This is a genomic window from Xanthobacter sediminis, from assembly GCF_043195015.1.
In the GTDB taxonomy this organism is placed as follows: Bacteria; Pseudomonadota; Alphaproteobacteria; order Rhizobiales; family Xanthobacteraceae; genus Xanthobacter.
Genome location: NZ_JBAFWH010000022.1, coordinates 1 through 26,506, shown reverse-complemented (window position 1 = coordinate 26,506; position 26,506 = coordinate 1). Strand labels below are relative to the sequence as shown.

The 26,506-nt window shown below is 70.3% G+C and carries 19 protein-coding genes; 10 read left to right on the top strand and 9 right to left on the bottom strand.

The genetic code is table 11. The features are described from left to right. Positions 1 to 23: 23 nt before the first annotated feature. Complete coding sequence (ubiG, locus tag V5F61_RS19235; RefSeq protein ID WP_393990176.1) at positions 24 to 764, top strand: bifunctional 2-polyprenyl-6-hydroxyphenol methylase/3-demethylubiquinol 3-O-methyltransferase UbiG; 741 nt, start codon at positions 24 to 26, stop codon at positions 762 to 764. A 196-nt stretch (positions 765 to 960) separates the two neighbouring features. Here ubiG and V5F61_RS19230 read toward each other — a convergent pair whose 3' ends face one another. Genes V5F61_RS19230 through V5F61_RS19220 form a run of 3 tightly spaced genes read right to left on the bottom strand, consistent with a single transcriptional unit; the run spans position 961 to position 5,086 of the window. Continuing rightward, the gene (locus V5F61_RS19230) at positions 961 to 1,863 is read right to left on the bottom strand and encodes a siderophore-interacting protein (RefSeq protein WP_393990177.1); all 903 of its coding nucleotides are present in this window, start codon (positions 1,861 to 1,863) and stop codon (positions 961 to 963) included. Further along, complete coding sequence (locus tag V5F61_RS19225; RefSeq protein WP_393990178.1) at positions 1,860 to 2,840, bottom strand: alpha/beta hydrolase; 981 nt, start codon at positions 2,838 to 2,840, stop codon at positions 1,860 to 1,862. The genes V5F61_RS19230 and V5F61_RS19225 overlap by 4 nt, the downstream gene beginning before the upstream one ends. Further along, positions 2,840 to 5,086 carry a TonB-dependent siderophore receptor gene (locus V5F61_RS19220; protein ID WP_393990179.1) on the bottom strand — a complete coding sequence of 749 codons (2,247 nt, stop codon included), beginning with the start codon at positions 5,084 to 5,086 and terminating at the stop codon, positions 2,840 to 2,842. The genes V5F61_RS19225 and V5F61_RS19220 overlap by 1 nt, the downstream gene beginning before the upstream one ends. 300 nt (positions 5,087 to 5,386) lie before the next feature. Between V5F61_RS19220 and V5F61_RS19215 the strand changes: the two genes are divergently transcribed. Then, a complete protein-coding gene (locus V5F61_RS19215) occupies positions 5,387 to 6,427 on the top strand; it encodes a helix-turn-helix transcriptional regulator (protein WP_393990180.1) in 1,041 nt (346 codons plus the stop codon). Between the two features lie 320 nt (positions 6,428 to 6,747). Here V5F61_RS19215 and V5F61_RS19210 read toward each other — a convergent pair whose 3' ends face one another. Then, positions 6,748 to 8,964, bottom strand: coding sequence for a transglycosylase domain-containing protein (locus V5F61_RS19210; RefSeq protein WP_393990181.1), 2,217 nt, complete (start codon positions 8,962 to 8,964; stop codon positions 6,748 to 6,750). A gap of 126 nt (positions 8,965 to 9,090) precedes the next feature. Next, a complete protein-coding gene (locus V5F61_RS19205) occupies positions 9,091 to 9,510 on the bottom strand; it encodes a YidB family protein (protein ID WP_393990182.1) in 420 nt (139 codons plus the stop codon). A 182-nt stretch (positions 9,511 to 9,692) separates the two neighbouring features. On the opposite strand from V5F61_RS19205, the gene ccmI reads away from it, so the two are divergent. The 4 genes from ccmI to V5F61_RS19185 are packed head-to-tail and all read left to right on the top strand — an operon-like array spanning position 9,693 to position 13,862. Continuing rightward, the gene (gene ccmI / locus V5F61_RS19200; RefSeq protein ID WP_394104068.1) at positions 9,693 to 10,850 is read left to right on the top strand and encodes a c-type cytochrome biogenesis protein CcmI; all 1,158 of its coding nucleotides are present in this window, start codon (positions 9,693 to 9,695) and stop codon (positions 10,848 to 10,850) included. Between the two features lie 40 nt (positions 10,851 to 10,890). Further along, on the top strand, positions 10,891 to 11,373 hold the full coding sequence (gene ccmE, locus V5F61_RS19195) for a cytochrome c maturation protein CcmE (protein ID WP_393990184.1): 483 nt from the start codon (positions 10,891 to 10,893) through the stop codon (positions 11,371 to 11,373). 6 nt (positions 11,374 to 11,379) lie between these two features. Next, complete coding sequence (locus V5F61_RS19190) at positions 11,380 to 13,362, top strand: heme lyase CcmF/NrfE family subunit (protein WP_393990185.1); 1,983 nt, start codon at positions 11,380 to 11,382, stop codon at positions 13,360 to 13,362. Between the two features lie 17 nt (positions 13,363 to 13,379). Then, positions 13,380 to 13,862 (top strand): cytochrome c-type biogenesis protein, encoded by a 483-nt coding sequence (locus V5F61_RS19185; protein ID WP_393990195.1) that lies wholly within the window; start codon positions 13,380 to 13,382, stop codon positions 13,860 to 13,862. Between the two features lie 927 nt (positions 13,863 to 14,789). Here V5F61_RS19185 and V5F61_RS19180 read toward each other — a convergent pair. From V5F61_RS19180 to V5F61_RS19170, 3 genes are all read right to left on the bottom strand, one after another. Beyond that, complete coding sequence (locus V5F61_RS19180) at positions 14,790 to 16,286, bottom strand: carboxypeptidase M32 (RefSeq protein WP_393990186.1); 1,497 nt, start codon at positions 16,284 to 16,286, stop codon at positions 14,790 to 14,792. Between the two features lie 172 nt (positions 16,287 to 16,458). After that, positions 16,459 to 16,794, bottom strand: coding sequence for an antibiotic biosynthesis monooxygenase family protein (locus V5F61_RS19175; RefSeq protein ID WP_393990187.1), 336 nt, complete (start codon positions 16,792 to 16,794; stop codon positions 16,459 to 16,461). 38 nt (positions 16,795 to 16,832) lie between these two features. After that, complete coding sequence (locus V5F61_RS19170; protein WP_393990188.1) at positions 16,833 to 19,019, bottom strand: TonB-dependent hemoglobin/transferrin/lactoferrin family receptor; 2,187 nt, start codon at positions 19,017 to 19,019, stop codon at positions 16,833 to 16,835. Positions 19,020 to 19,330: 311 nt separating this feature from the next. On the opposite strand from V5F61_RS19170, the gene V5F61_RS19165 reads away from it, so the two are divergent. The 3 genes from V5F61_RS19165 to V5F61_RS19155 are packed head-to-tail and all read left to right on the top strand — an operon-like array spanning position 19,331 to position 22,129. Continuing rightward, positions 19,331 to 20,248: a heme/hemin ABC transporter substrate-binding protein gene (locus V5F61_RS19165; RefSeq protein ID WP_393990189.1), complete on the top strand. Its 918-nt coding sequence runs from the start codon at positions 19,331 to 19,333 to the stop codon at positions 20,246 to 20,248. After that, a complete protein-coding gene (locus V5F61_RS19160; RefSeq protein ID WP_393990190.1) occupies positions 20,245 to 21,330 on the top strand; it encodes a FecCD family ABC transporter permease in 1,086 nt (361 codons plus the stop codon). Before V5F61_RS19165 ends, V5F61_RS19160 begins: the two co-directional genes overlap by 4 nt. 16 nt (positions 21,331 to 21,346) lie before the next feature. Next, positions 21,347 to 22,129, top strand: a complete 783-nt coding sequence (locus V5F61_RS19155) for a heme ABC transporter ATP-binding protein (RefSeq protein WP_393990196.1) — start codon at positions 21,347 to 21,349, stop codon at positions 22,127 to 22,129. 106 nt (positions 22,130 to 22,235) lie between these two features. Here V5F61_RS19155 and bcp read toward each other — a convergent pair whose 3' ends face one another. After that, positions 22,236 to 22,739, bottom strand: a complete 504-nt coding sequence (gene bcp, locus V5F61_RS19150) for a thioredoxin-dependent thiol peroxidase (protein WP_393990191.1) — start codon at positions 22,737 to 22,739, stop codon at positions 22,236 to 22,238. A gap of 266 nt (positions 22,740 to 23,005) precedes the next feature. On the opposite strand from bcp, the gene V5F61_RS19145 reads away from it, so the two are divergent. Further along, positions 23,006 to 26,506, top strand: a 3,501-nt coding sequence (locus V5F61_RS19145; RefSeq protein WP_393990192.1) for a YhdP family protein, incomplete at its 3' end; no start/stop codon positions are given.

Genomic DNA, 26,506 nt, shown 5'->3' with positions numbered 1-26,506 from the left:
CGATGGCGAGAAGGAGGCCGAACATGCCGCTCACCCACGCCACGGTCGATCCGGAAGAGGTCGCCCGTTTCGAGGCGCTCGGCGCCGAGTGGTGGAACGAGAAGGGCAAGATGGCCCCGCTCCACGCCATGAACCCGGCGCGGCTCTCCTTCCTGCGCTCTGCCCTGGTGCGCCATTTCTCGCGGGACGAGAAGGCCCTGCGCCCGCTCCATGGCCTGCGCGTGCTCGATATCGGCTGCGGTGGCGGGCTGCTGAGCGAGCCCCTCTCCCGAATGGGCGCGCACGTGACGGGCATCGACCCCGCCCCCGGCAACATCGAGGTGGCCCGCGCCCACGGCCGTGCGGCGGGGCTCGACATCGAATATCTGCCCTCCACGGCCGAGGAGCTGGCCGCGCGCGGCTCGCGCTTCAATGCGGTGGTGGCGCTGGAGGTGGTGGAGCACGTGGCCGACGTGGGCCTGTTCGTGCGCACCGCCGGGCAATTGGTGGAGGAGGGGGGCGTGCTCGTGCTCTCCACCCTGAACCGCACGGCCAAGAGCTTCGCGCTCGCCATCGTGGGGGCGGAATACGTGCTGCGCTGGCTGCCGCCGGGCACCCACCGCTGGGACAAGTTCATCACCCCCGACGAGCTGGAGGCGACGCTGGCCGCCGCCGGCTATGCGCCCACCGAGAAGGCGGGGCTCGCCTACAATCCGCTGACGCGGGAGTTCAAGCTCTCCACCGATCTCGACGTGAACTATTTCATGGTGGCGCAGCGGACCTGATCCCGCCGGTTCCGGTCTTTGGGCGCCGTCCGTTCGGTTCCGTTTCGCTCGAGCGCCGTGCGGGCGTGAAAGAAGGCCCATGCGGGATGCTCACGGGCCTTCGGCGGGGCGAGCGCCTCGCCTTTGCCGCAGCGGCCGTTCCGCCTTCGGCGCGCGGGGGCGGAAGGGCGAAGGCCGGGCCGGGCGGCTTCCGCCTTCAGGAGGGGGCGCCCTGTTCTTCCTGTTCCTGCCGGGCCGCGCGGTGGTAGTCGGCGTCCCGGTCGTGGTCGTGGGCGTCGTGGTAGGCGCCCTCGCTCATGCCCCGCTTCCAATAGCCCACCGCCACCAGGGCGCGGGCGCCGAGGCCCCGCTCGTCGCGCAGGTGGGCGCGCAGGGCGCGGGCCGCCGAGGATTCCGCCGCCACCCAGGCCGCGAGCCCTTGCGCCGGGAGGCCCGCGGCGCACACCGCATCTTCAAGCAGCCGGGTGGTGCCGGCCTCCGCGCTGCCGCGATGGAGATAGGTGATGCGCACGCCCGGCGGGGCGGTGAGGTCCTGCTCGTCGCCCGCGTCCGCCACCTCCAGGAAGGCATGGCCACGGGTGATGCGCGGCAGGCGCTCCAGGATGGCGGCGATGGAGGGAAGGCCGCTGAGGTCACCCGCCAGCAGCACCGTTTCCGCTTCCGGCAGCGCCCGCCCGCCGGGGCCGGCGAGGCCGATCAGGTCGCCCGGCCGCGCGCGGCGCACGAAGCGCGCGGCCGGCCCCTCGTGGCCGTGCAGCGCGAAATCCACGCTCAATTCTCCCCGCGCCGGGTCGAGCCGGCGGACCGAATAGGTGCGCGGCACCGGCCTCAGCTCCGGCGGTGGCCACAGGGCGCGCCCGTCCGGCCCCTCCAGCGGCCATTGAGGTTGTGAAACGCCCTCCGGCGGGATCAGCAGCTTGATGTTCGGCCCGGTGCCGATGCCGTTCATCTCCGGTCCGCCGAGCACGATCCGCCGCATGCGCGCGCTCACCTGCTCCACGCGCAGCACCTCCAGCACCCGCATGCCGCGATAGAGCCGTGGGCGGGTGGCCTCGGCCGGGCGTGCGAGGGCGGGCAGGGGAGTGGACTGGGAGGTCATGGCTGTCCTGCCTTGCCGTCGGCGCCGCCCGTGCGCTCCGGCGCCGCTTGCGGCCCGAGGAAGAATTCAAGCCCCGCCAGCAGCGCATGGGGCGCGGCGGAGGCGTGGGTCTGGCCGGGGAAGACCTCGAAGCGCACCTCCACCGGCGCGCCCGGCAAGGCGGCGAGGCGCTGGGAGAGCTCACGCGCGGCGTCCACCATCCGCCGTTCGGCCAGGCGCCGGGCCACCGCCTCGGCCTGGGGCTGGCCGGCGAGGCCGGGGTGAAGCTGCTGCTCCTGTCCGCCCACGGTGACGAGCAGGCGCCGCCGGCCCTGCGGCGGACGGGCGGCGAAGGTGGCCTCTTCCTTCAGGATGGCCCTGTCGGCCCACCAGAGGGAGGGGCTGGCGGCGATGTAGGTGGAGAAGGCCGCGGGCCGCGTGAACAGCACATGCAGCGTGAACAGGCCGCCGAACGAATGGCCCATCAGCCCCTGGCGCGCGGGATCGGTGGGAAAATCGGCGGCGATGATGGGCCTCAGCTCGTCCACCAGGAAGGAGAGGAAGGCGTCTGCCGCGCCCGTGTCCTCCGCCTTCAGGTAGGTGCCGGCGCCATCGGCCGTGGCCGGCGCGGGGGTGAGGTCCCGCGCGCGGCGGCGCATGTTGTGGGGCGCATCACCCGGATAGCCCACCGCCACCAGCACCGCCGGCTGGATCAGCCCGCCCTGGCTGCGGGCCTGGGTGCGCGCGTAATCGGAGAGGGTGCCGGCCACGGCATTGCCGTCGAGCACGTAGAGCACCGGATAGCCCGAGGGCGGCGGCGGCTCCTGGGGCAGGGCGATGAAGATGCGGTAGGGCAGGCCCGCCTTCGAGACCACCGTGCGCTCCTCGGTGCCCGGCAGGGTGAGGGGGCCGGCGGCCGCGGCATGCGTCCCGCCGAGCACCGCCGCGAGCGCGAGGAGGAGGGCGCCGGCGCGGCGCAGGGGGAGGAGGCGCATCATCAGTAGGTCGCGCTCACCTTCAGCCAGTAGCCGCGCGGCTCGCCGTAGAAGTTGAACAGGGCGAGCGAGCCGACACGCGTATAATAGACCTCGTCGAGCAGGTTGGTGACGGTGAAGGTGGCCTTCCAATTGTCGTTGAATTTGTAGCCGGCCTGCACGTCCACCACCGTATATCCGTCCTCGGTGAGCTTCACGTTGTTGGAGATGGTGTAGAAGCTGGAGAGGATCTTGACGCCACCGGCCACATGGAAGCCGCGCAGGGCGCCTTCCTGGAACTCGTACTTGGTCCACAGATTGTAATTGTTGCGCGGCGTATAGGTGCTGAAGCCAGACTGGAGCTGTGCCGTGGTGGCGGTGAGGTATTCGGTCTCGGTGTAGGTGTAGCCGGCGTAGATGTCCCATCCGGGGGCGAGGCGCCCGCTGACCTCGGCTTCCCAGCCGGAGACCTGCACCTCGCCGGAAGCGACGTAAACGTTGGCCACATTGGTGGCGAGGGCGCGGTTGTCGTCGCGGATGAGGAACATGGCCAGCGAGGCATTGAGCGCCCCGTCGAGGAAGGTGCCCTTCACGCCCCCTTCGTACTGGTAGCCCTGGCGGGGCTGGAGCACGTCGCCGGCGGCGTCGAGCTCGGTCTGCGGTACGAAGGTGGTGGCGTAGCTGCCGTAGATGGAAATTTCCTTTGTCAGGTCGATGACGAGGCCCGCATAGGGCAGGAACTCGCCGGCCACGTCCACGTCGGAGCTGGTGGTGGTGAGCCGGGTGCCGGTGAGGGTGTTGACGGTGGAGGTGGCGTCATACCAGGCGAAGCGGCCGCCGAGCAGCACATGGACCTGGTCGATGGGGTTGATGCGCGCCTGGCCGTAGAGGCCCCACTGGTCGGGATCGGTTGCGCTCTCGCGGTTGTAATTGGTGGCCGGCTCCGCCACCGCCCAGGGGTTCGGCCGGTAGACGTTGTAGGTGCCGGGCAGGGTGGTGGCGGTGGGCGACCACTGGGTCTGGTCCATGAGCTGGAAGTCCGCGCCCGCGGTGAGCTGATGCTCCTGCCCGAACAGGGTGAAGGGCGTGGCCACGTGGACGTCGCCGGAAAGGGCGCTCTGGGTCACCTGGGCGGCGGTGTACTGCATGCCCACGTTGCCGAAGGTCGCGGCCCTCGTGCTGACGGCGGTGCTGGCGTAGGCGTATTTGTAGTCGATGTCGCGGTCGGTGTAGCGCAGCGACGCCTTGGCCTCGCCGCCGTTGTCGAGGTCGTGCTTCAGCTCCACCAGATAATCGGTGCTCTCGTTGTCGAAGCGGTTCCACCCGGCGCCCACGAAGGTGGAGCGGGCGACATCGAGCAGCTCGCCGTTGCCGTTGCCCAGGTTGATGGCCGGCAGCCCGTTGAAGGGCGTGATGTCGCGTTCCTGGTGCCAGGCATAGAGCGAGAGGCTGGTGTTCTCGGTGATGTCGAAGGCGAGGGTGCCGTAGCCCACCCACACCTGGTTCTCGTTCACGTCCACGAACGAGTCGCGGTTCTGGAAGGCGCCGCCGATGCGGGCGCGCACGGTGCCGGCCTCGTTCAGCTTGCCGCCGGCGTCCACCTCGGCGCGCAGGAAGTCCCACGAGCCGTAGCTGAGCTCGGAATTGAGGAAGGGTTTGGCGAGGGCGGGCTTGAGCGTGCCGTTGATGATGCCGGCGGGACCTGCATTGTTGCCCGCCGAGCCGCCGTAGAACAGGCCGGCGGGGCCCTTCAGCACGTCGAGCCGGTCGAAAATGAAGAGGTCGGGCTGGGTGCCGAGGATGGAGGAGAGCGGCGCCGGCAGGTTGTTGACCAGGAGGGTGTCGATCTCGAACCCGCGCGAGAAGATGGAGGAGCGGCCCTGGTCGTTGGCGAGGATCACCATGCCGGTGGTGCGGCGCATGGCATCCTCGAGCTGGGTGAAGTTCTGATCGTCGATGCGCTGGCTGGTCACCGTGGAGATGGACTGGGGGATCTCCCGCACGTTGGTGGGCGTGCCGACGCCGATGGTGGTGATGCTGGCGCTATAGGTGTCGAGCCCTTCGGTGAACACCTCCTGCTGCAGCTTCTTTTCCGCCTGCACCTGCACGGTGTCGAGCGCGATGTCCCCCTGGGCGGGCTGCGGGGTGGCCTGCTGGGCGCGGGCCGCGGGCGCCGCGGAGAGAAGGGCGGCGACGCCGGAGAGGAGGGTGCCCGAAAGGAGCAGGCGCATGCGACGGCGCTCTGCGGGCGCGCGCTTCGGTCCGGTCATGAAGATCCCCGCTGGTGGCGAATATCGCCCAAGTTGCGCCGGGCGTGGCGCTGACTTGCATGGCTGGCCCCGGCTGGTGGACCTGTTGTAGCGGACGCCTTCTGCCTATCTCCAGCAGGAATGGCTTTGCGCAAACGTATAATTCGTTTGCAAAAGCCCCGTCTGTTTGAAGTTGTTGTGTTTCGAGAGCCTCAGGAGGCTCGAGGGCGGGAGTTCTCTCAGCAGTCTGGAACAATACTAAATTAAATTCATGTCGCCGATGCTTGACAGCGCGCCCCCCACGCCGCGTTGATGCAGGGCATGACCTGTTCCGATGCGCCCATGCCCCAGCCGGAGGCGGCGGAGACGCCGCCGCGACCGCCCGCGCGCGGCGCTCTGGTGCGCTCCCGCGACATCGCCGCCCTCTCGCATGTGGCGGGGCACGATTTCCGCCTCGTCACACCCCGGCTCGGGGCCGACGGCGCGCTGCTGCGCGGGCGCTACCTGCTCAGCCCCCTGCGCAGCGGCATGGTGCTGCACGCCACCGACGCCGCCGACCTGCACGACACCACCACCCGCGTGGTGCACGGGGCGGGGCTCACCATCTCCCTGTTCCTGGAGGGGGAGGCGGATATTTCCCTGGGCGGCCGCCCGCTGCACCTCGGCGCTGCCGACGGGGCGCAGGGCGCGCTGATGGCGCGGGCCGAGCCCGACCTCTTCGAGCGCCACGGCCGGCGCGGCACGCGGGTGCGCAAGGTGAACATCTTCCTGCCCGAGGGCTGGTTGGAGCGCGAGCGGCATGACGATGCGCGGCACCAGGCGGTGCTCGCCTTCTGCCGCGACCACGGCGCCAACGCGCGCTGGCGTCCCTCCGCCCATATGGCGGCGCTGGCGGGGCAGATCCTCGCGCCGCCCGGCTATGGGCCGCTGCTGGCGGGGCTCTATGCGGAGAGCCGGGCGCTGGAGCTGGTAGTGGGCGCGCTCGGCCTGCTCGACACTGGCGCCGAGGGCGAGGCCATCGCGGCCCTGCGCCCGCGTGAGCGCGAGCGGATGTGGAGCGTGCACGATTTCATCGAGGTGCACCTGAAGCGGGAGCTGAGCCTGGAGGAGATCGCCCGCGAGGCGGGCATGGGCGTCAATTCGCTCCAGCGCGCCTTCCGCGGCGCCTTCGGCACCACGGTGTTCGACTATGTGCGTCGCCGCAAGCTGGAGCTGGCGCGGGACGGGCTGGCCGCCGAGGGGCTTACCGTGGCGCAGGCGGCGTTCGTGGCGGGCTATGGCTCGGCGGCCAATTTCTCCACCGCCTTCAAGCGCGCCTTCGGCGTCTCGCCCAAGGCGTGGCGGGAGAAGGGCCGGGGCTGAGGCCGGACGTTTCCCGCGACTGGACGGGAGCAAATCCTGCGGGCGCGCGCGGTGGTCTTGCACGGGGAGACGCGATACAACAAGGACCTATGCCACCGTCGCCGGTCTTCGGCCGGTGCCGGGCAGGTTTCGCTCACGCGCGGTGTGGGCTTGAACAAGGCCCGTGAGCCAAGCCCACGGTGCTTTGGCATGACAGCGTGTTCGACGCGAGGATGTTTGCCGAGCATGCATCGCTCGGATTGACCCGCGGCAATCGCTCCAGATTATCGGGACACCACATTCCTTCAGGCGAACGGGCATCCGCTTCGCCTGAAATGCCCTTAGCCGCGCGGCGGGGCTCCGGCTTCGCCGGTGCGCAGCGGTTTCGTGGGCGGCAGCGGCGCCACCGGCGGGGGCAGCCTGCCGGAGGGCGGGGCGGCAGCGGGCACCCCGGCCGCGTTCTCCGCATCTTTCAGCAGCCGCTCCAGGGCCGCGAGCTGGCCGGCCGACTTGGGCGAGAGCGTCACCGGCCGCTGGGAATCGGCAAGGCCGGGGACGTCGATGGGAGCCGGCGCCTCGTCCAGCTTCGGGATGGGGGAGGTAACGCCGGGGATCGGCTTGATGTCGATGCCCTGGTGGGCATAGGCCATCACCTTCTGCCAGGTCATGGCCGGCAGCGCGCCGCCCGTCATCTTGTTCATGGAGGCGTAGTCGTCATTGCCGAACCAGACGCCCGCCACGTAATTCCCGGTGAAGCCCATGAACCAGGCGTCGCGATAGGCGTTGGTGGTGCCGGTCTTGCCCGCCACCTTGGAGTTCACGAGGCGGGCCCGGCGGCCGGTGCCGTTTTCCACCACGTTGTTGAGCATGGTGTTGATGTCGTAGAGCTGCTGGGTGGGAATGATCTGCACCGGGGCGGGGGCGTCGCGGTCGAAGCGCCACACCACCTCGCCATTGCCGATCCGCATCTCCACCACCGCATGGGGATAGACGCTGCGTCCGCCATTGGCGAACACGGAATAGGCGGTGGTCATGTCCACCAGCGTCACCTCGGCGGCGCCGAGCGGCAGTGGCGCGGAGATGGGCAGCGGCGTGTGGATGCCCATCTGGTGGGCGAGGTCCACGATCTTCTTGCGCCCGAACTTCTCCGCAAGGCGCACCGCCACCGTGTTCAGCGAGTGCTGGAGCGCGGTCTGCAGCGTGATGGAGCCCATGTAGGAGCGCCCGTAGTTCTGCGGGCACCAGTTGCCGAGGCAGATGGGCGCGTCCTGCACGATGGTCGACGGCTTGAAGCCGTTCATGAGCGCCACGGTGTAGACGAACGGCTTGAAGGAGGAGCCGGGCTGGCGCAGGGCGTCGGTGGCGCGGTTGAACTGGCTCTCGCCATAGTCGCGCCCGCCCACCATGGCGCGCAGGGTGCCGTTGGGCTCCATCACCACGGTGCCGCCCTGGGTGACCTTGTAATCGCGCCCGAACTCGCGCAGCGACTGGTCAATGGCGGCTTCCGAGACCTTCTGGATGTTGGGGTCGAGGCCCGTGCGCACCACGAAGATGCGCTCGGTGACGGAGGCGGGAAGCTGGTCCACCAGCTTCTTCACCTCGGCGAAGGCATAGTCGAGATAGTAGTCGGGCACCGCCTCGTCGCGGCGGTCCACGGGGGTGGCGGGGTTGCGGCGTGCGCCGAACACCTGGCCCTCGGTCATGAAGCCGGCGTCCACCAGATTGTCGAGCACGGTGGAGGCGCGCGCGCGCGCGGCGGGCAGGTTCACGTGCGGCGCGTATTTGGACGGGGCCTTGAACAGGCCCGCCATCATGGCCGCTTCCGCAAGGTTCACCTCGCGCACCGACTTGCCGAAATAATAGCGTGCCGCCGCGTCCACGCCGTAGGCGCCGCCGCCGAGATAAGCGCGGTCGAGATAGAGCTTCAGGATCTGGCTCTTGGTGAGCCGGGCTTCCAGCCAGATGGCGAGGAACGCTTCCTTGATCTTGCGCTCGAGGGTGCGCTCATTGTTCAGGAAGAGGTTTTTGGCGAGCTGCTGGGAGAGCGAGGAGCCGCCCTGCCGCACGCCGCCGGCCCGCGCATTGGTGACCACGGCGCGGAAGGTGCCGGAGATGTCGATGCCCCAATGCTCGTAGAAGCGCCGGTCCTCGGTGGCGAGGGTGGCCTTGATGAGATGGTCGGGGAAGTCCTCCAGCGGCACGGTATCGTTCTGCCGCACGCCGCGCTCGCCGATGATGTTGCCATAGCGGTCGAGGAAGGTGACGGCGAGCTCGGTGCGCTTCAGCCAGTCGTCGGAGGTCTCGTGGAAGGCGGGGATGGCGAGCGCCAGCACCGCCACGGCCCCGATGGTGCCGAGGGTGAAGGCCTCCGACGCCAGCCCGATAAAGAAGCCGGTGACGCCGCCGATGTTGAAATTCTCGGTGAAGGCCGCATAGGAGGACAGCGCCCGCCGGGTGCGGCTGCCGAGGCCGAACAGCGAGGAATCGAGAAAGGCGTCGAACGCCAGCAGCGCATTGCGCAGCCGGGTCTTCAGGGAGGGACGCTCAGGCGCGGGCACGGGTCAGGGCTCACCTTCTGCGGTGGACGCGGCAGCGGGTCGCGACCGCATCATCTGCCACGCCTCGAAGGTGGCGATTTCACGGCCGCGGCGCAATGGCCATGACGTCTTGGCCCCCGCCAAGGCTCAGGCCTTGGGCAGCTCCAGCACGCCGTTGGGGCTCAGCTTGTCCACCAGGCCCGGAAGATACTGGGCGAGCAGCTCGGAGAGCTTGTCAGGCGTGAGGCCGATGCCGGCGGCGAGCTGGCCGAGCTGGGTCTCGCCCAAAGCGGAAAGGAGCTGCTCGGAGCTCACGGGCAGGTTGGTGCCGCTGGAGAGCCAGCTCGACACCTGATCGCCGAGACCGGATTCCTGGAGCTGCGCCAGCAGGCCGTCGATGCTGCCGAAGGAGGTCTTGGCCAGGGCGCCGTCCAGCATGCCCGGCAGCGCCTGGGCCATGGGCCCGCTCATGGCAGCGTTCAGCAGGCTGCCGATGCCCTCGGAGCCGCCGGCCTTCGAGAGCATGTTGTTGAGAACGCCGCCCACCATCTGATCGAACAGTCCCATGGCCCTATCTCCGTGTCGGCTGGTTGATCCGGGGCGCAAGTGTCTCCCCGCGGCTGCTTCCCCTCTACCGGAAGGCGCGCGCGGAGTCGATCACAAGTCGCGGCGCCCCTGCGGCTCCGCGCCGCTGAGGCGGGATGTGGCCTTGTGCTTTCGGCGGCTCTACGGCTAACGGCTAAGAGATGATGTCTGCGCCCCTGTTTGCCCTGTTCGCGTTCATGACCGCCATTGCCGCGCTGGCGGTGCTGTGGCCGCTGAGCCGCGCCCGCACCCTGAAGGGGGAGCGGGAGGGAGATCTTGCCGTCTACCGTGACCAGCTCGCCGAGATCGACCGTGACCGCGAGAGCGGCCGCCTGCCGCCCGAGCAGGCGGAGGCGGCCCGCACCGAAGTGGCGCGCCGCATGCTTGCGGCCGATGCCGCCGGCGCCGCCGAAGCCGGCGCGCAGGAGGGCGGCACCCGCCGCCGCCGCGCCGCCGCGGTGATGGCGCTGCTGCTGGTGCCCCTGCTCGGCGCCGGCCTCTACCTCTACCTCGGCTCGCCCGGCCTGCCCGGCGCGCCTTTGGCCGAGCGGTTGGCCGCGCCCGCCGACCGCGGCGACGTTGCTATCCTCGTGCGCAAGGTGGAAGAGCACCTCGCCCGCAATCCGGATGATGGCACCGGCTACGAGGTGCTCGCCCCCATCTACCTGCGCCTCGGCCGTCTCGACGACGCGGCCCGCGCCCACGCCCAGGCCATCCGCCTGCTGGGGCCCACGGCCCTGCGCTATTCCGCCCTCGGCGAGGTGCTGGTGATGTCCGCGAACGGCATCGTCACCGCCGATGCGCTCCGGGCCTTCCAGGATGCCGTGAAGCTCGATCCGGAGGAGCCGCGGGCCACCTATTTCCTCGGCCTCGCCGCCGAGCAGGACGGTCGCGCCGCCGATGCTGCGGCTATCTGGGGCGCCATGCTCGCCCGCACGCCCGCCGACGCGCCTTATCTGCCGCTGCTGCGCAAGGCGCTGGCCCGCGTGCAGGGGGCTGAGGGCAATGGCAACGGCGCGGAGAAGGCGCCGGCTGCGGCGGCGCCCGGCCCCTCGGCGGCGGATGTCGCCAATGCCGCCGCCATGTCCGCCGGTGACAGAAGCACCATGATTCGCGGTATGGTGCAGCGGCTGCAGGATCGCCTTTCCGCCGCGCCCGAGGATCTCGACGGCTGGCTGCGCCTTGCCCGCGCCTTCAAGGTGCTGGGCGAGGGCGACAAGGCCAAGGGGGCGCTCGCCTCGGCGCGGGCCGCCTTCGCCGGCAACGCCGAGGCGCTGGCGCGCATCGACGCGGCCGAGAAGGACCTGGGGCTCGGGAGCTGACCATGGCGCCGGCGCGCAAGACATTTCGGGAGGACCAACAATGACCCGCAAGGGCCGTCGCCTCGTGCTCATCGCCGCCGGACTGGGCGTGCTGGCGCTCGCCGCCGGGCTGATCCTGTCGGCGCTGAACGACACCATCGTGTTCTTCCGCACCCCCACCGAGGTGGCGCAGCAGCAGGTGGCGCCGGGCGCGCGCCTGCGGCTGGGCGGACTGGTGGAGACCGGCTCCGTCGCCAAGGCCGGCACCGTCACCACCTTCGCCGTCACCGATGGCAACGCCACCGTAAAGGTGGCCTATTCCGGCATCCTGCCGGACCTCTTCCGCGAGGGGCAGGGCGTGGTGGCCGAGGGCGCGCTGCAGCCCGACGGCACCTTCCGCGCCGACAGCGTGCTCGCCAAGCATGACGAGAAATACATGCCGCGCGAGGTGGCCGACGCCTTGAAGAAGCAGGGCGTGTGGAAGGAGGGCGAGAACGGCGCGGCCGTGCCCGCCCGCCCCGCCGCCGCCAATACCGGGAGCTGACGCACCGTGATCGCCGAACTCGGCCAATATGCGCTGGCGCTGGCCTTCGCCCTCGCCATCCTCCAGGTGGTGCTGCCGGCCTGGGGCGCGGCCAAGGGGGATGCGGTGCTCATGGGCACCGCCGCGCCCATCGCCTTCGGGCTCATGGGCTTTGTAACCTTCGCCTTCGCGGCGCTGGTCCAGCTCTACCTCACCTCCGACTTCACGGTGGTGAACGTGGTGGAGAACTCCCACTCCCAGATGCCGCTGATCTACAAGATCACCTCCACCTGGGGGAACCACGAGGGCTCCATGCTCCTGTGGGTGTTCGTGCTGGCCCTGTTCGGCGCGCTGGTGGCCGCCTTCGGCGGCAACCTGCCGGACCGGCTGAAGGCCCATGTGCTCGCGGTGCAGGGGCTGATCGCGCTCGCCTTCCTCTCCTTCATCCTCTTCACCTCCAATCCCTTCCTGCGGCTCGTGCCGGCGCCGGCCGAGGGGCGTGACCTCAACCCCATCCTCCAGGACCCCGGCCTCGCCATCCATCCGCCGCTGCTCTACCTCGGCTATGTCGGGCTCTCGGTGTCGTTCGCCTTCGCCATCGCGGCGCTGATCGAGGGGCGCATCGACGCCGCCTGGGCGCGCTGGGTGCGGCCGTGGACGCTGGCGGCCTGGGTGTTCCTCACCCTCGGCATCGCCATGGGCTCCTACTGGGCCTATTACGAGCTGGGCTGGGGCGGCTGGTGGTTCTGGGACCCGGTGGAGAACGCCTCCCTCATGCCATGGCTCGCCGCCACCGCGCTGCTGCACTCGGCGGTGGTGATGGAGAAGCGCGACGCGCTGAAGGTGTGGACCATCCTGCTCGCCATCCTCGCCTTCTCGTTGTCGCTGGTGGGCACCTTCCTGGTGCGCTCGGGCGTGCTCACCTCGGTGCACGCCTTCGCGACGGACCCAGCGCGCGGCGTGTTCATCCTGGGCATCCTCACCTTCTTCATCGCCGGCGGTTTCGCGCTGTTCGCGTTCCGCGCCTCGGAGCTGAAGCAGGGCGGGCTGTTCGCCCCCGTCTCGCGCGAGGGGGCGCTGGTGCTCAACAATCTGTTCCTCACCGCGGCCACGGCGGCGGTGCTGGTGGGCACGCTCTACCCGCTCGCGCTCGAGGCCCTCACCGGCGCCAAGATCACGGTGGGCCCGCCCTATTTCAATCTCGCCTTCGGCGGCCTCATGCTGCCGCTCGTCTTCGCCGTCCCGTTCGGCCCGCTGCTCGCGTGGAAGCGCGGCGACCTGCTGGGCGTCGCCCAGCGGCTGATGCTGGCCGCCGGCCTCGCCGTGGTGGCGGTGGTGGTGACGGCGGCGGCGGTCACCGGCGGCCCGGTGCTGGCCCCGCTCGCGGTGGGGCTCGCGGTGTTCATCATGCTCGGCGCGCTCACCGATATCGCCGAGCGCGCCGGCCTCGGCCGGGTGCGGGCGAAGGTGGCGCTGGCGCGCCTCGCCGGAGTGCCGCGCTCCGCCTACGGCACCGCCGTCGCCCATTTCGGCGTCGGCGTCTGCCTGCTCGGCATCGTGTGCGAGGCCTCCTGGAGCCAGGAGAAGATCTCCGCCATGAAGGTGGGCGACCAGATGGTCATCGGCGCCCGCGCGCTCACCCTGGAGCGGATGGAAAACCGCACCGGGCCAAACTACCGCGCGCGCACGGCTGTATTCTCCATTCGCCACGACGGCACTTCGGAGGGCGCCATCGAGGCGTCGCGGCGCACCTTCGCCTCGCGCCAGATGGGCACCACCGAGGCCGGCATCCGCACCTTCGGCTTCAGCCAGCTCTATGTGAGCATGGGCGAGGAGGCGCAGGACGGGCACATTTCCGTACGCGCCACCTTCAAGCCGAACGTGACGCTGATCTGGCTCGGCGCCGTGGTGATGGCGCTCGGCGGCGTGCTCTCGCTGATGGATCGGCGGCTGCGCATCGGCGTGCCCAAGCTCTCGCGCCGCCGCGCGGCGGCGGTGCCGGCGGAATGAGGATGGGGATGACTGCCATGAAGCGCCTCGCCCTCGCTTTTCTCGCGCTGCTGCTGCTGGCGGCGCCGGTGCGCGCCGTGCAGCCGGACGAGGTGCTGAGCGATCCCAACATGGAGAGCCGCGCCCGCGCGCTCTCCGCCGAGCTGCGCTGCATGGTCTGCCAGAATCAGTCCATCGACGATTCCGACGCGCCGCTGGCGAAAGACCTGCGCCTCATCGTGCGCGAGCGCCTGAAGGCCGGCGACAGCGACGGGCAGGTGCTCGACTTCATGGTGGCGCGCTACGGCGAGTTCGTGCTGCTGCGCCCGCGCTTCTCCTGGCGCAACGCGCTGCTGTGGGCGACCCCGGCGGTGGTGCTGGGCCTGGGCGTGCTGGCCTCCGTGGCGGCCCTGCGCCGTCGGCGTGCCGCCGCGACGCCCCGCGATGTCCACCTGACCCCGGAGGAAGAGGCGCGGCTGAAGCGCCTGCTTTCCGACGAGCCGCCGCCCGCTGCCGGCTGAGCCGCCAGGCGCGGCCTCGCCGCAGGACTTTTTCAGCGCCGTGCCGCTCGGGCCCCACGGCCCGCCGCTGCCGTGGGCCGAGCCCGCCGTCCCCCTCTCGCCGCCAAGCTTGCCGTGTGAAGGGAGGGGACTGCCCCGCCTCCCGCCGCCTGCGATGAGCCTCGGCGCCGCGCGAGCGGCCTGATGGCTGGAGGTCCGCAAGTCTTCCGCTGCGCTCGCGCCCGCCATGTGCCGATGGGCCGTCCGGTCAGGCGAACCCCAAGCGCCGCGTGGGGTACCTCCTCCTGGCTCAGGGTCGGCAGGCTCTTTTGCCATGCTCGCGCCCGCTGCCTTCCGCCGGTGAGCCCGCGCGACCGGGCCGGCCCGAGCGCTGTGCCGGACGATTGCGTGGTCCGCGGTCGGCCGTGGCCCACCGCCTTGCACGCGCTCGCGGCCTTCCGATGGGCTCGCGTGCGATCGACACGCGCCTGAGCGCCTTACCGGGCGATTTCTTGGTCCGCGGCCAGCGGCAGCCCACCGCCTCGCGCGTGCCCGCCGTCTTCCGCCGCGTGTCGATCGGCGCGAGCGTGATCAAAGCCGGTTCGAGCGCCGTGCCCGGCGATTTCGTGGTCCGCGCTCAGCAGGAGCGCTGCCTCGCTTTGCGTCGGCTGCGTGCCAATCTGCGCGCGTTCGGAGGCATCCGGGCACTGTGCTGGACGGACGGTTTCGTCGTCTGCGATCGGCAACGGCCGGTTGCCTTCGGCTGCGTGCCGAAGGGCCCCCGCGACAAGACCGCCCGCGCGCCGCGCGGGCTAAGCCCCCTCCGTGTCGCAGGGCCGTGCACTTCACACCCTCGGCCCCGGTCCTCTACCGATGCCCGCGGTTTGCGCTCAAGCGCCGCCCGGGCTTCACCAATGTCCCGCGAAACAAGATCCCGGGGCTTCGGCATCATTCCTGCCCGCCGCCGTAGCGGCGCTCCAGGTGGGCCTTGAAGACGGCGGCGTCGAGGGGGCGGCCGGTGGCGTGGGTGAGGAGCGCGTCGGTCTCCAGCAGCGAGCCCTGGGTGTGCACGTTGGCCCGCAGCCAGGAGAGCAGCGGCCCGAAATCCCCGCGCGCGATGCCGGGCAGGATGTCCGCGTCCGCCCGGCAGGCGGCGTCGAAGAGCTGGGCGGCGGTCATGGCGCCGAGGGTGTAGGTGGGGAAATAGCCCCAGCCTCCGCTCGGCCAGTGGATGTCCTGCAGGCAGCCGAGCCGGTCGTCCGGCGGCACCACGCCGAGCAATGCCTTCATGCCCTCGGCCCAGGCGCCGGGCAGGTCCTTCAGGGCCATGTCGCCGGCGATGAGCGCCTTTTCCAGGCGGTAGCGCAGGATCACGTGGGCGGGGTAGGTGACCTCGTCGGCATCCACGCGGATGAAGCCCCGCTTCACCGTGGTGTAGTGCCGCCACAGGGCGTCCGCCTCCCAGGAGGGGCCGGAGCCGCCGAAGGCGGCGCGCATGCGGGGCGCGGCGAAGGCGAGGAATTCGCGGCTGCGGCAGGCCTGCATCTCCATCAGCAGAGACTGGCTCTCGTGCACGCTCATGGAGCGGGCCTGCCCCACCGGCTGGGTCATGAAGGCGGCGGGGCGCCCCTGCTCGTAGAGCGCATGTCCGGTCTCGTGCAGCACGCCCATGAGGGCGCTGGAGAAATCGGCGCCGTCATAGCGGGTGGTGATGCGCACGTCGTTGTCGGCGCCGCCACAGAAGGGGTGGGTGGAGACATCGAGCCGCCCGCGCTCGAAATCGAAGCCCACCACCTTCATCATTTCCAGCCCCAGGGCGCGCTGGGCTTCCACGGGGAAGGGCCCCTGCGGCAGGGGTGTCTTGGGGCGGCGCGCCTGGATCTCCAGAACGCGCTCGGTGAAGCCGGGCAGGAAGGCGGCGAGGTCGTCGAACAGGGCGTCGATGCGCGCGGAGCGTCCGCCGGGCTCGTAATCGTTCAGCAGGGCGTCGTAGGGCGAGAGGCCGAGCTTTTCGCCCTTGGCGACGCCGATCTCCCGCTGCAGCCGCAGCACCTCCTCCAGCAAGGGCAGGAGGCGTGCGAAGTCCGCCTCCGCCCGCGCCTTGCGCCACGCCATCTCGCAGGCGGAGACCGCCTTGGATGAGGCCTCCACGAGATCGGCGGGCAAGGCGGTTTCCACCGTCCACAGGCGCTGGATCTCGCGCAGATTGGCGCGCTCCCATGGGTCGAGGCCGTTGTCGGCCTCCGCGCCGGCCAGCCACTCGCCCACCCGCGGATCGGTGACGAGGCCGTGCTGGAGCACGCGCAGCAGCGCGAGGCTCTCGGCACGGGTGCCGACGGCGCCCGCCGGCATCATCACGTCGCTGTCCCATTGCAGGATGCCGATGGCGTTGGACAAGGCGGAGGCGCGGCCGAAATGGGCGGAAAGCTCGGTATAGGCGCTCATGTCTCACGTTTCCGAAGGGGCGGCCGGCCGCGAGGGGGAACGGGCCGGGGAGGGCGTCACCGTCAAGGTAGTGCGCCGCCCCGCCCCGCGGAAGCGCGCGCGGGACGAAAAAAACCCGGCGCCGGAGGTCCGGGCCGGGTGGAGGCAATGACGGGAATCGAAGAATGAAAAATCAGGCGGCTTTCTCGCCGGGGGTGAGGGAGAGCACGGATTCGAAGCCCTCGAACTCCGGCCCGCCGATGTAGTTCACCGTGTTGGCGCTCTCGCCGGCCTTGCGGTGGGCGAGGCGGAAGGCCTCGGACTTGGTCCAGGCCTCGAAATCGGCCTTGGCGGCCCACACGGTGTGGGAGATGTAGAGGGTGTATTCCTCCTTCTCCGGACCCCGGCAGAGGTCGAAGGCGACGAAGCCGGGCACTGCGGCGATATAGGTGTCGCGCTCGCGCCAGACGGTCTCGAAGGCGGCTTCCGAACCGTGCTTCACCTTGAAGCGGTTGGTGGCAATGAACATGCGTATCACTCCATATGAAAAGGGGCGCGGCCGCCCGGCTACTTGACGATCCGCGCGGGGGTGGCGGCAGCGATCACATCACCGCCGAGGGTGACCTTCAGCCCGGCCTTGAAGGTGATGCCGGCGCTGGGCACGAACTGCTGGTAAATAGTGTATTGCTCATTGAGCAGGTTCTCCAGGGCGAACTGGGCGGTCACCCACTCGGTCGCCTGGTAGGCGAGATAGGCGTTCACGAGGTTGAAGCTGGGGGTGGGCTCCACGGCGCTGCCGGGGGGCAGGTCCTCTTCGGTCTTCGCCGCCACCCACTGCCAGCGCACCGAGGCCAGGAGCTTGTTGTCGAACAGGCGGGTGCCCAGCGTGGTGGCCACGTTGTTCGGCATCACCGAGACCAGCGGCTCGTTGGTGGTCTGGTTGTCGCCGGAGGAGACGGTGGCGTTGAAGCCCAGGAACCACACGCCGGCATCATACATGCTCTCGAACTCGAAGCCCTGGAGCTGGGCCTCGGCTACGTTCTGATACTGGTAGCAGAGCATCCAGCCGGCCTGCGCGCACGCGGGCACGGAGCGGGTCATGTAGTCGATCTCGATATAATCCGAGACGTCGTTTCGGTAGAGGTTCGCCTTGGCGCGGAACTTGTCGCCCTTGGCGAAGATGTCGTTGAACTTCAGGTTGACGCCGATTTCCTTGTTCTTGCCCACCTCGGCCTTCAGGTCCGGGTTGGGCAGGAAGCCGAAGTTGAAATAGGGGCTCACCGTGGGGTGCTCGCCGTTCACCAGGGCCTCGGTCACGGCCGGGGCGCGGTAGCCTTCGGCATACGTGCCGTAGAAGGTGATCCACTCGAACGGGGAGATGCCCACCGTGATCTTGGGCGAGAAGCGGTCGCCGCTGGTGCCGGGCGTCGTGTCGCTGGAAAGCGCGTAGGAATCGTAGCGCACGGCGGCGATGGTCTGGAGCCACTTGGTCCAGTCGGCCTGCCACTGCACGAAGGCGCCGCCCACGGAGCGCTCGCCCGAGGGGTTGTAGCCAGCGCCGAAGCCATAATTGTCTTCGTTGTTCACGTTATCGTGGAAGTAATCGCCGCCGATGGTGACGGCGTTCTTCACCGAGGAGAGGTTGAAGCGCGACGTGTTGTTTACGTCGAAGCCGAGGGTGTCGATGGTGAAGCTGCGGGGGTCGCCGATGCAGCCGGTGGAGGTGGAGCAGGCACCATCCACCTTGGTCTGGTCCTGGTTCACCTGGTTCCAGTAGGCGCTGGAGCGCCAGTCGAACCAGGCGTTGTCGGGGTTCGAGTAATTGTAGGTGGCGGCCACCGTGCGGTTGGAGGTGTCGGTGCCGTACTGGGTGGTGCCCGTGGGCGGATAGCTGTTGCCGGTGGTGTAGGTGGTGTCGAGGTTGAGGGCGGTGAGCTTCACCTCGTGGAACTCGGCCGGGCGCACCGTGAGCTTGGCGATGCCGGTCCAGGTGTCGAAGCCGGTGCCCTGCACCACGTTGCCGGCGCCGTCCGTATATTCGGACTGGGCGCGCAGGGTGCCGCCGAAGAACAGGTCGGCGTTCGGGCCGAGGCGGGTGGCGGCGAACGCCGAGCCGAAGCCCATGGGGCCATTGGAACCAAACTCGCCGGAGGTTTCCACCCCCCACTGCTGGCCGGCCTTCAGGAGGTCGCTCACGTCCTTGGTGCGGAAGCTCACCACGCCGCCGATGGCGCCGGAGCCGTAGATGTTGGCCACCGGGCCGCGCACCACCTCCACCGTGCTCAGAAGGGCGGGCTCCAGGAAGAAGGAGCCGGCACCATCGTTATGGCCGAGCTGAGCGAAGTTCTGCCGCGCGCCATCGACGATGACCGCGACGCGGCCGAAGTCCTGCATGCCGCGAATGTTGATGGACGCCTGCGTGGAGTTGCCGTTCTGGAGCACCGTGGTGCCGGGCGTGCCGAAGAACACCTGCTGTGTCGTCGAGGGCATGAGCTGCTGCAGCTCATCGGAGGTGATGACGCTGACGCCGGCCAGCGCATCCACCGCCGTGGTCTCGATGCTGCGCGTGGCCGCGATGGTGAGGGTGTCGAGGGCGATCTCGTCACCGCCGGCGGAAGCCGCGCCCTGCGCCGCTCCTGCGCTCTGGGCCAGAGCGGCTCCGCCGCCGAGCAGCAGCGCGCACGCCGCCGCGCCGCACAGAAGGAAGGGCCGAAGCCCGTGGGAAAGCTGGGGGTCCAATGGCCCACGCACCATGATCGTCTCCGCGTCATGTCGTGGCTGGCTACCGTTCGCGGGGGCAGAACTTCGCGCGCTGCAGGACCGTCTCGCCTGCAGGGCATCGGTTATCGTGATACCTAAATGTCGTCAAGCTGAGTCCATCGTATCTTGCCAAAGGAGTGAAATAATAACATTTATTAGTGCACGTTCGTCACTCGGTGCTGAGGTTTTGAATTTTGAATAAATCGAAATTTGAGAGTCGATTTTCAAAAATCGACTCGAAAGTGATAGATTTGAATCATTCAAAAACACGCTCTCGTTCGCGCGTGTCCGGTGTGCTTGGGGCGATGCTTGCTCTGGCCCTCCTCCTCTTTCCCCTCGTCCGGAGCCCCGCGGCCGCTGGCGACGTGGTGGATGCGCGCGGCCGCGCAGTGGCGGTGAAGGATACCTCGCGCATCGTCTCCATCGGCGGCTCGGTGACGGAGATCCTGTTCGCGCTCGGTCTCGGCGACCGGGTGATCGCCGTGGACCAGACCAGCCGCTATCCCGCCGCCGCCCGGGCTCTGCCCAACGTGGGCTATGCGCGCACCCTGGCGCCGGAAGGCGTGCTCTCGGTGGGGCCGAGCGTCATCCTCGCCATCGAGGGGGCGGGGCCGCGCTCCACCCTCGACGTGCTGGAGAACGCCTCGGTTCCCGTCGTCATCATCCCCGATGCCCATGATGCCGAGGGCGTCGCGCGCAAGATCGAGGCGGTGGCCGCTGCGGTGGGCGAACCGGCGAAGGGCGCGGCCCTCGCGGCGGCGGTGCGGGCCGATTTCGCGACCCTGGGCACCGCTGTGGCGGCGCTCAAGGCGCATCCGCGCGCGGTGTTCGTGCTCTCCACCGGCAACGGCACGGCCGTGGTGGGCGGAAGCGACACCAGCGCCGACGCCATGTTCCGCCTCGCCGGCGTCGCCAATGCCATGTCCGCCATCAAGGGCTACAAGCCGGCGGTGGACGAGGCGGCCATGGCCGCCGATCCCGACGCGGTGGTGGTGATGCGCGGCGGCGGGCAGGTGCTCGACGCCGAGAATGTGCTTTCGCTGCCGGCCTTCGCCGGCACGCCGGCGGCGCGGGACAAGCGCTTCGTGAGCCTGCCCGGCTCCTATCTGCTCGGCTTCGGTCCGCGCGCCCCGCAGGCGGCGCGGGATCTCGCGGCGGCGCTCCACGGCGCGGCCATGCCCGAGCTGCCGGCGCGGCCCTGGGCGGCGGAGCCCGACGAATGAGCGCCGCGCCCGTGCCCCTTTCCGCCGCCGCCCGGCCGGCGCGCCGCCCGGCCGTGGCCGGCCTCGCTTTGCTCGCGGGGCTCGCGCTCGCGGCCTTCCTCGGGGCGCTGGCCATCGGCCCCTTCTCCATTCCGCCCGGCCGCGTGCTGGGGGTGCTGTGGGAGGCGGCCACCGGCACGCCGGCGGGCGCCGGCCTGCTGCGCGAGCGCATCGTGGTGATGGATGTGCGCCTGCCGCGCGCGGTGCTCGGCGCCCTGGTGGGGGCCGGTACGGCGGTGGCCGGGGCCATGATGCAGGGCGTGTTCCGCAATGCGCTGGCGGACCCCGGCCTCGTGGGGGTGGCGCCCGGCGCGGCGCTGGCGGCGGTGGCGTGGGTGGTGTTCGGCGGCGCGCTCGGCACGCTGCTGCCGTCCTCCGGGCAATTGCTCGGCCTGCCGCTGGCGGCCTTCGCGGGCGGGCTGGTCACCACCCTCGTCATCGGCCGGCTCGCCACCAGCGACGGGCGCACCTCGGTGGCGACGCTGCTGTTCGCCGGCCTCGCTTTGGGCGCGCTGGCGAGCGCGGGCACCGGTGTCATGGTGTTCATGGCCTCCGAGCAGCAGACCCGAGAGTTCCTGTTCTGGACCATGGGCAGCCTCGGCGGCGCCACCTGGATCAAGGTGGGGCTCGCCGCGCCCTTCATCGTCGCGCTGGTGCTGGCGGCCCCGCTGCTGGCCCGCGGGCTCGATGCCCTGGCGCTCGGCGAGGCGGAGGCGTTCCATGTAGGCATCGCGGTGGAGCGGCTGAAGCGGCTCGCCATCATCGGGGTGGCGGCGGGGGTCGGGGCCTCGGTGGCGGCTGCCGGCGTGGTGGGCTTCATCGGCCTCGTGGTGCCGCACCTGGCGCGGTTGGCGCTGGGGCCCGGCCACCGGGTGCTGCTGCCGGCCTCGGCGCTTCTGGGCGCGGCGGTGCTGCTGGCGGCGGATATCCTCGCCCGCATGCTGGCGGCCCCGGCGGAGCTGCCGCTGGGCGTGGTGACGGCGCTGGTGGGCGCCCCCTTCTTCCTGTGGCTGCTGCTGCGCCGCCGCGCCTTCGTGGGGTGAGGCCATGAATGAGGCCCTGTATGAAGCACGGGACGCGCGGGTGGTGGCCGGCGGCCGCGTGCTGCTGGACGGCGTAAGCCTTGCCCTGCGGCCGGGGGCGGTGACGGTGCTGGTGGGCCCCAACGGGGCTGGCAAGTCCACCCTGATGAAGGCGCTTTCGGGCGAGCAGCGGCTCTCGGGCGGGCGGGTGCTGCTGGACGGCGCGGACCTTTCCACGCTGCCGCCGGCGGCCCTGGCGCGGCGCCGGGCGGTGCTGCCTCAGGCGGTGGAGGTGGCGTTCGCCTTTTCCGTGGCGGAGGTGATCTCGGTGGGGCTGATGGGCCTACCGGCCGGCGGCTCCGAGGCCGAGGCGCGAATCGCCCGCCTCCTGCGGCAGGTGGACCTGCCCGGCTTCGCCAGCCGCCGCTACGACAGCCTCTCCGGCGGCGAGCGCCAGCGGGTGCAGCTCGCCCGCGTGCTGGCCCAGCTCGAATGCGGGGAGGAGGGCCGGCCCTCCTATCTGTTCCTCGACGAGCCCACGGCGAGCCTCGACCTCGCCCACCAGCTCACGGTGCTGCGCCTCGCCCGCGCCCATGCCGATGCCGGCGGCGGCGTGCTGGCGGTGCTGCACGACCTCAACCTCGCGGCCATGGTGGCGGACCGGCTGGTGGTGCTGGCCCATGGCGGCGTGGTGGCGGAGGGGCGCGTGGCCGAGGTGGTGACGGAGGAGGTGCTCCACCGGGCGTTCGGGGTGCGGGTGCGGGTGGGCGTGGCCCCGCCCGGCCCCTTCGTGCTGCCGCAGAACGTCGCGGCGGGGTGAGCCCGCGCGGAGCGCGGCCCGCCGCGAGCCCCGCCCCGGGGGGGGGCGGGGCATGCTGCTCCGGGCGCGCCCGCCCCGCGCGCCCGGGCCGCGGGCGGGCGCCGGCTCAGCCGAGCGCCTGGGCCGCCTTGAGGACGTCCTCGGCGTGGCCGTCCACCTTCACCTTGGGCCAGACGCGGGCGATGGTGCCATCGCGGCCGATGAGCACGGTGGCGCGGGTGATGCCCATGAAGGTGCGCCCGTACATGCTCTTCTCGCCCCACACGCCGTAGGCCTCGAGCATTCCGTGGCTTTCGTCCGAGCCGAGGGGGAAAGCGAGCTCGTGCTTGGCCTTGAAGCTGTCCTGCGCCTTCACCGGATCGGCGGAGACGCCGAGGATGTCGGTGTCGGCGGCGGCGAAGGCGGCCTTCAGCCCGTTGAAGGCGATCGCCTCCTTGGTGCAGCCTGGGGTGCTGGCCTTCGGGTAGAAATAGAGGACGAGCTTGCGTCCCTTGAAATCGTCGAGGCTCACCTCGCCGCCACCGTCCCGCTTGAGGTGAAACGGGGGGGCTTTCGAGCCGGCTTCGGGAAAATTGGCCATCCGCCTTCCTTTCGACGTGTTCGGCGCCATACCGCAGGGGGCGCCGCCTTCGGCAAGGATAACGCCGCCCGGCGGATCGGCAGTATGGTGTGCGTGGGGCGATCCACCTCATCTTTACGCCGAAGATGGACATTAGGCTGAAATCTCGGGGCATGTAATTGGTCGCGCGGCGGGCTTGCCCCGCCGCCTTCGGATGTCGTGGACGGTTGCGGGAGGACCACGCGGGCATGGAGGATTTCGGGCCGACGCCTGCTTCGCAGCGGCGCAGACCGCGGCATGCGCCCCTTCGCAGCCTCATGGGCGCCCTGGTGCCGCAGGGGCGCATTGCACGCGCGCTCGCGAGCGTTCTGCTCGGCGTCATCGCCGTCGCCGGCCTTGCGGCGCTGGCCCTCTATGCCCTGATCGCCACCGGCGTCGTCACCGCCGATGTCGCCACCCCCTATATCGAGCAGGCTCTGGAGGACCGAATCGGGGAGGGCCGCAAGGTCTCCATCGGCTCCACCACCATGGAGCGCGTGGGCGATGGCAACACCGCCGTGGTGGTGCACGACATCCGTGTGTTCGCGCCCGACGGCGCGCTCCTGGCGAGCGCGCCCAGCGCCGAGGTGGAGCTGGAGGGCTCGTTGCTCTCGCTCATGCCCAAGGCCAGGCGCATCGACCTCATCGGGGCGGAGATGACCGTCCACATCGGCGCCAGCGGCCAGCTCGCGGTGGCTGTGGCCTCGGCCGGCGGGGCCAAGCCCGCCAAGCCCACCCTGTTGCAGCAGGCGCCGGCCACGCCTCCGTCCGCGCCCGTTCCTGCCGCCGGCCCGGCGGGCGTCCAGGCTCCAGCGGCCGTGGGGGCTCCGGCCCAGGGCGCCGCCGGCCCCGCCCCGCAGGCGGCGGGGGATATCGACCCCCTGCACCTCGCCTTCCTCGCCCAATGGCTGAAGGACATGGACGCCGCCGGCTTCGACGGCAACGCTCTGGCGGACGTCGGGCTGAAGGACGGCACGCTCATCGTGGAGAACGAGAGTTCCGGCCGCCGCATCGTGTTCCAGCACATCTCGGTGCGGCTCGCGCGGATGCCGGCGGGCGGCATGGAACTGACCTTTACCTCCCAGGGGCCGGACGGGGTTTCCACCGCCGTCGCGCGCATCGCCCCCGCGCGGGACGACGAGCGGGCCATCGAGGTGGTGGTGAACGACCTCTCCACCCATGACCTGGTGCAGGCCTTCAGCCAGGACCACCGCCGATTCTACATGGACACGCCCCTCAACGCGAAGCTTACGGCCCGGCTCGGCCTCGACGGCGCGCTGAAGGCGGCGGAGGCGATGGTGGAGCTGGGGGCCGGCGCCGTCGGCAACGGCGAGGAACCCACCGAGCGATTCGTCATTGACCGCGCGCGCGTCGGCGCCCGGCTCGATCCGGCGCGGCGGATGATCGTGCTCGATCCGATCTCCGCCTCCAAGAACGAGAACACGGTGGCGCTGACGGGCGAGATCCACGTGCCCCAGCGTGCCCGCGATCCCTGGCCCTTCACCATTGTCCAGAAGGAAGTGGTGCTCGCCGGCGCGGAAATGAACGAGCCGCCGCTGGTCATCGACCGGGTGCAGGTGGAGGGGGCCTATGATGCCGCGAGCCGCCAGCTCAAGGTGGAGCGTGGCCTGCTCGGCAGCAAGGTCGGTGGCTTCAGCTTCACCGCCACCTTCGATTTCGGCGCCGAGGTGCCGATCCTGAGGATGCAGGGCGCCGGCTCGCCCATGCCGGTCTCCACCGTCAAGCGCTTCTGGCCGGTCAGCATCGCCCCGCCGGCGCGCCAGTTCGCCATCGAGAACGTTTCGGGCGGCACCGCCAGCGACATCAGCCTGCTGGTGAACATGCCCCTCGACCTCATCGGGCAGAAGCAGGTGCCGCTGCCGGACGACGCGGTGCACTTCACCATCAACGGCAAGGGCGTCACCCTGCGTGCGGTGAAGGGCCTGCCGCCGGTGGTGGACGCCAGCCTCGCCATCGTGGTCACCGGCCGTACCGTGCGCATCGACATGCCCACCGCCACCATGGTGACGCCGCAGGACCGCAGGATCGCGGTGAGCGACGGCGTGATGTTCATGCCCGACTATTTCCCGCGCGAGCCCTCCACCCAGATCTCCGTGCGCTTCGCCGGCCCCGCCGACGCCGCGGTGGAGGTGCTGGGCATGGAGCCCCTGAAGGGGCCGGCGGGCGCCGCCTTCGACCCCTCAACCACCCGCGGCAAGTTCTCGGCGCTGCTCCAGCTCAAGATCACCTTCCGCAAGGTGCCGCTGCCGGAGGACCTCGACTATTCGCTGGATGCCACCCTCACCGATTTCGGCGTGGACAAGGTGTTCAAGGCGCTGCGGCTGGAGGACGCCACAGTGCAGGCGTTCGCCTCGCCGGCGGGCATCGTGCTGCGGGGCAACGGCAAGCTCGGCGGCGCGCCCATCGCCTTCGAGTATGAGAAGAAGAAGGATGTGGCGGACGCGGCTATCCGCATCAGCGCCAACCTGGACGATGCCGCCCGCGCCAAGCTCGGGCTCGACATGCCCGGCATCTCCGGCACGCTGGCGGTCCAGTTCGTGGGCACCACCAACAACGTGGACACCCGCGCCACCATCGAGGTGGACCTGACCTCCGCCCGCATCTCCGATCTCATCCCCGGCCTCAGCAAGCCGGCGGGCAAGCCGCTGAAGGCGCGCTTCACCATGGACGACAAGGGCCGCTCGGTGCGGCTCAACGATCTCGTCATGGAAGGATCGGGCACCCGGCTCGAAGGCGGCCTGGAACTTTCCGATTCCGGAGACCTGCTCTCCGCCCAGTTCCCCGTGTTCCAGCTCTCCGACGGCGACAAGGCGTCCCTGAGCGCGGAGAAGGCGGGCGACGTGCTCAAGATCCACCTTACCGGCGCCATGATGGACGCGCGCGGCATCATGAAGAGCCTCATGAGCACGCCCAGCGCCCCGGCGCCCGGCGCCCGGCGCCCGCAGCAGGCCAAGCTGCCGGACGTGGACCTCGACGCCAAGGTGGGGGCCCTCACTGGCAACAACGGCGAGGTGATGCGCCAGTTCGACCTGCGCCTTTCCCGCCGCGGGGTGGAGATCCGCGACCTCGACCTGTCCGCCAAGGTGGGCCGCGACGGCTCCCTGGCCGGCAAGATCCGCGACTGGCAGAACGAGATCCGCGACTGGCGCGGCAAGGGCCCGGCGCTGCAGATGGCCACCACCGACGCTGGCGCGTTGCTGCGTTTCCTCGACATCTACCCGAAGATGCAGGGCGGCGAGGCCTGGATGGTGGTGGACCCCCCACGCAGCGACGACACCCCCCAGGAGGGGGTGATGCACCTGCGCAATTTCTTCGTGAAGGGCGAGCCGGGGCTGACCCAGCTTTCGAGCGCGGTGCGCGATTCCTCCGGCAATATCGTGGACGGCTCGGCCGCCTTCGAGAAGGCCGAGACCCGCTTCGTGCGCACGCCGGGCAAGATCACCCTGAAGGATGGCGCCATCTGGGGCACCTCGGCGGGCGTCACCTTCGACGGCACGCTGGATTTCGCGGCCAACCGGGTGTCCATGCGCGGCACCTTCGTGCCGGCCTATGCGCTCAACAACATGTTCTCGAAGCTGCCGGTGCTCGGCATGTTCCTGGGCGGGGGGCCGAACGAGGGCCTGCTGGGCGTGACCTTCGAGGTGGTGGGCCCCATGAGCGGCCCCACCCTGCGGGTGAACCCCATTTCCGCGGTGGCGCCGGGCTTCCTGCGCAAGATCTTCGAGTTCCGCGACTCCAACGACGCCCCGCCGAGCCGC

Excerpts from the sequence above, each read along its gene's own strand:
- V5F61_RS19175 (WP_393990187.1), bottom strand. The coding sequence starts at position 16,794 with ATGTTCATTGCCACCAACCGCTTCAAGGTGAAGCACGGTTCGGAAGCC.
- bcp (WP_393990191.1), bottom strand. The coding sequence starts at position 22,739 with ATGGCGCCGAACACGTCGAAAGGAAGGCGGATGGCCAATTTTCCCGAA.
- ccmE (WP_393990184.1), top strand. The coding sequence starts at position 10,891 with ATGACCCGCAAGGGCCGTCGCCTCGTGCTCATCGCCGCCGGACTGGGC.
- V5F61_RS19225 (WP_393990178.1), bottom strand. The coding sequence starts at position 2,840 with ATGATGCGCCTCCTCCCCCTGCGCCGCGCCGGCGCCCTCCTCCTCGCG.
- V5F61_RS19220 (WP_393990179.1), bottom strand. The coding sequence starts at position 5,086 with ATGACCGGACCGAAGCGCGCGCCCGCAGAGCGCCGTCGCATGCGCCTG.
- V5F61_RS19185 (WP_393990195.1), top strand. The coding sequence starts at position 13,380 with ATGAAGCGCCTCGCCCTCGCTTTTCTCGCGCTGCTGCTGCTGGCGGCG.
- V5F61_RS19165 (WP_393990189.1), top strand. The coding sequence starts at position 19,331 with ATGCTTGCTCTGGCCCTCCTCCTCTTTCCCCTCGTCCGGAGCCCCGCG.
- V5F61_RS19215 (WP_393990180.1), top strand. The coding sequence starts at position 5,387 with ATGACCTGTTCCGATGCGCCCATGCCCCAGCCGGAGGCGGCGGAGACG.
- V5F61_RS19230 (WP_393990177.1), bottom strand. The coding sequence starts at position 1,863 with ATGACCTCCCAGTCCACTCCCCTGCCCGCCCTCGCACGCCCGGCCGAG.
- V5F61_RS19170 (WP_393990188.1), bottom strand. The coding sequence starts at position 19,019 with ATGGTGCGTGGGCCATTGGACCCCCAGCTTTCCCACGGGCTTCGGCCC.
- ccmI (WP_394104068.1), top strand. The coding sequence starts at position 9,693 with ATGTCTGCGCCCCTGTTTGCCCTGTTCGCGTTCATGACCGCCATTGCC.
- ubiG (WP_393990176.1), top strand. The coding sequence starts at position 24 with ATGCCGCTCACCCACGCCACGGTCGATCCGGAAGAGGTCGCCCGTTTC.
- V5F61_RS19160 (WP_393990190.1), top strand. The coding sequence starts at position 20,245 with ATGAGCGCCGCGCCCGTGCCCCTTTCCGCCGCCGCCCGGCCGGCGCGC.
- V5F61_RS19205 (WP_393990182.1), bottom strand. The coding sequence starts at position 9,510 with ATGGGACTGTTCGATCAGATGGTGGGCGGCGTTCTCAACAACATGCTC.
- V5F61_RS19180 (WP_393990186.1), bottom strand. The coding sequence starts at position 16,286 with ATGAGCGCCTATACCGAGCTTTCCGCCCATTTCGGCCGCGCCTCCGCC.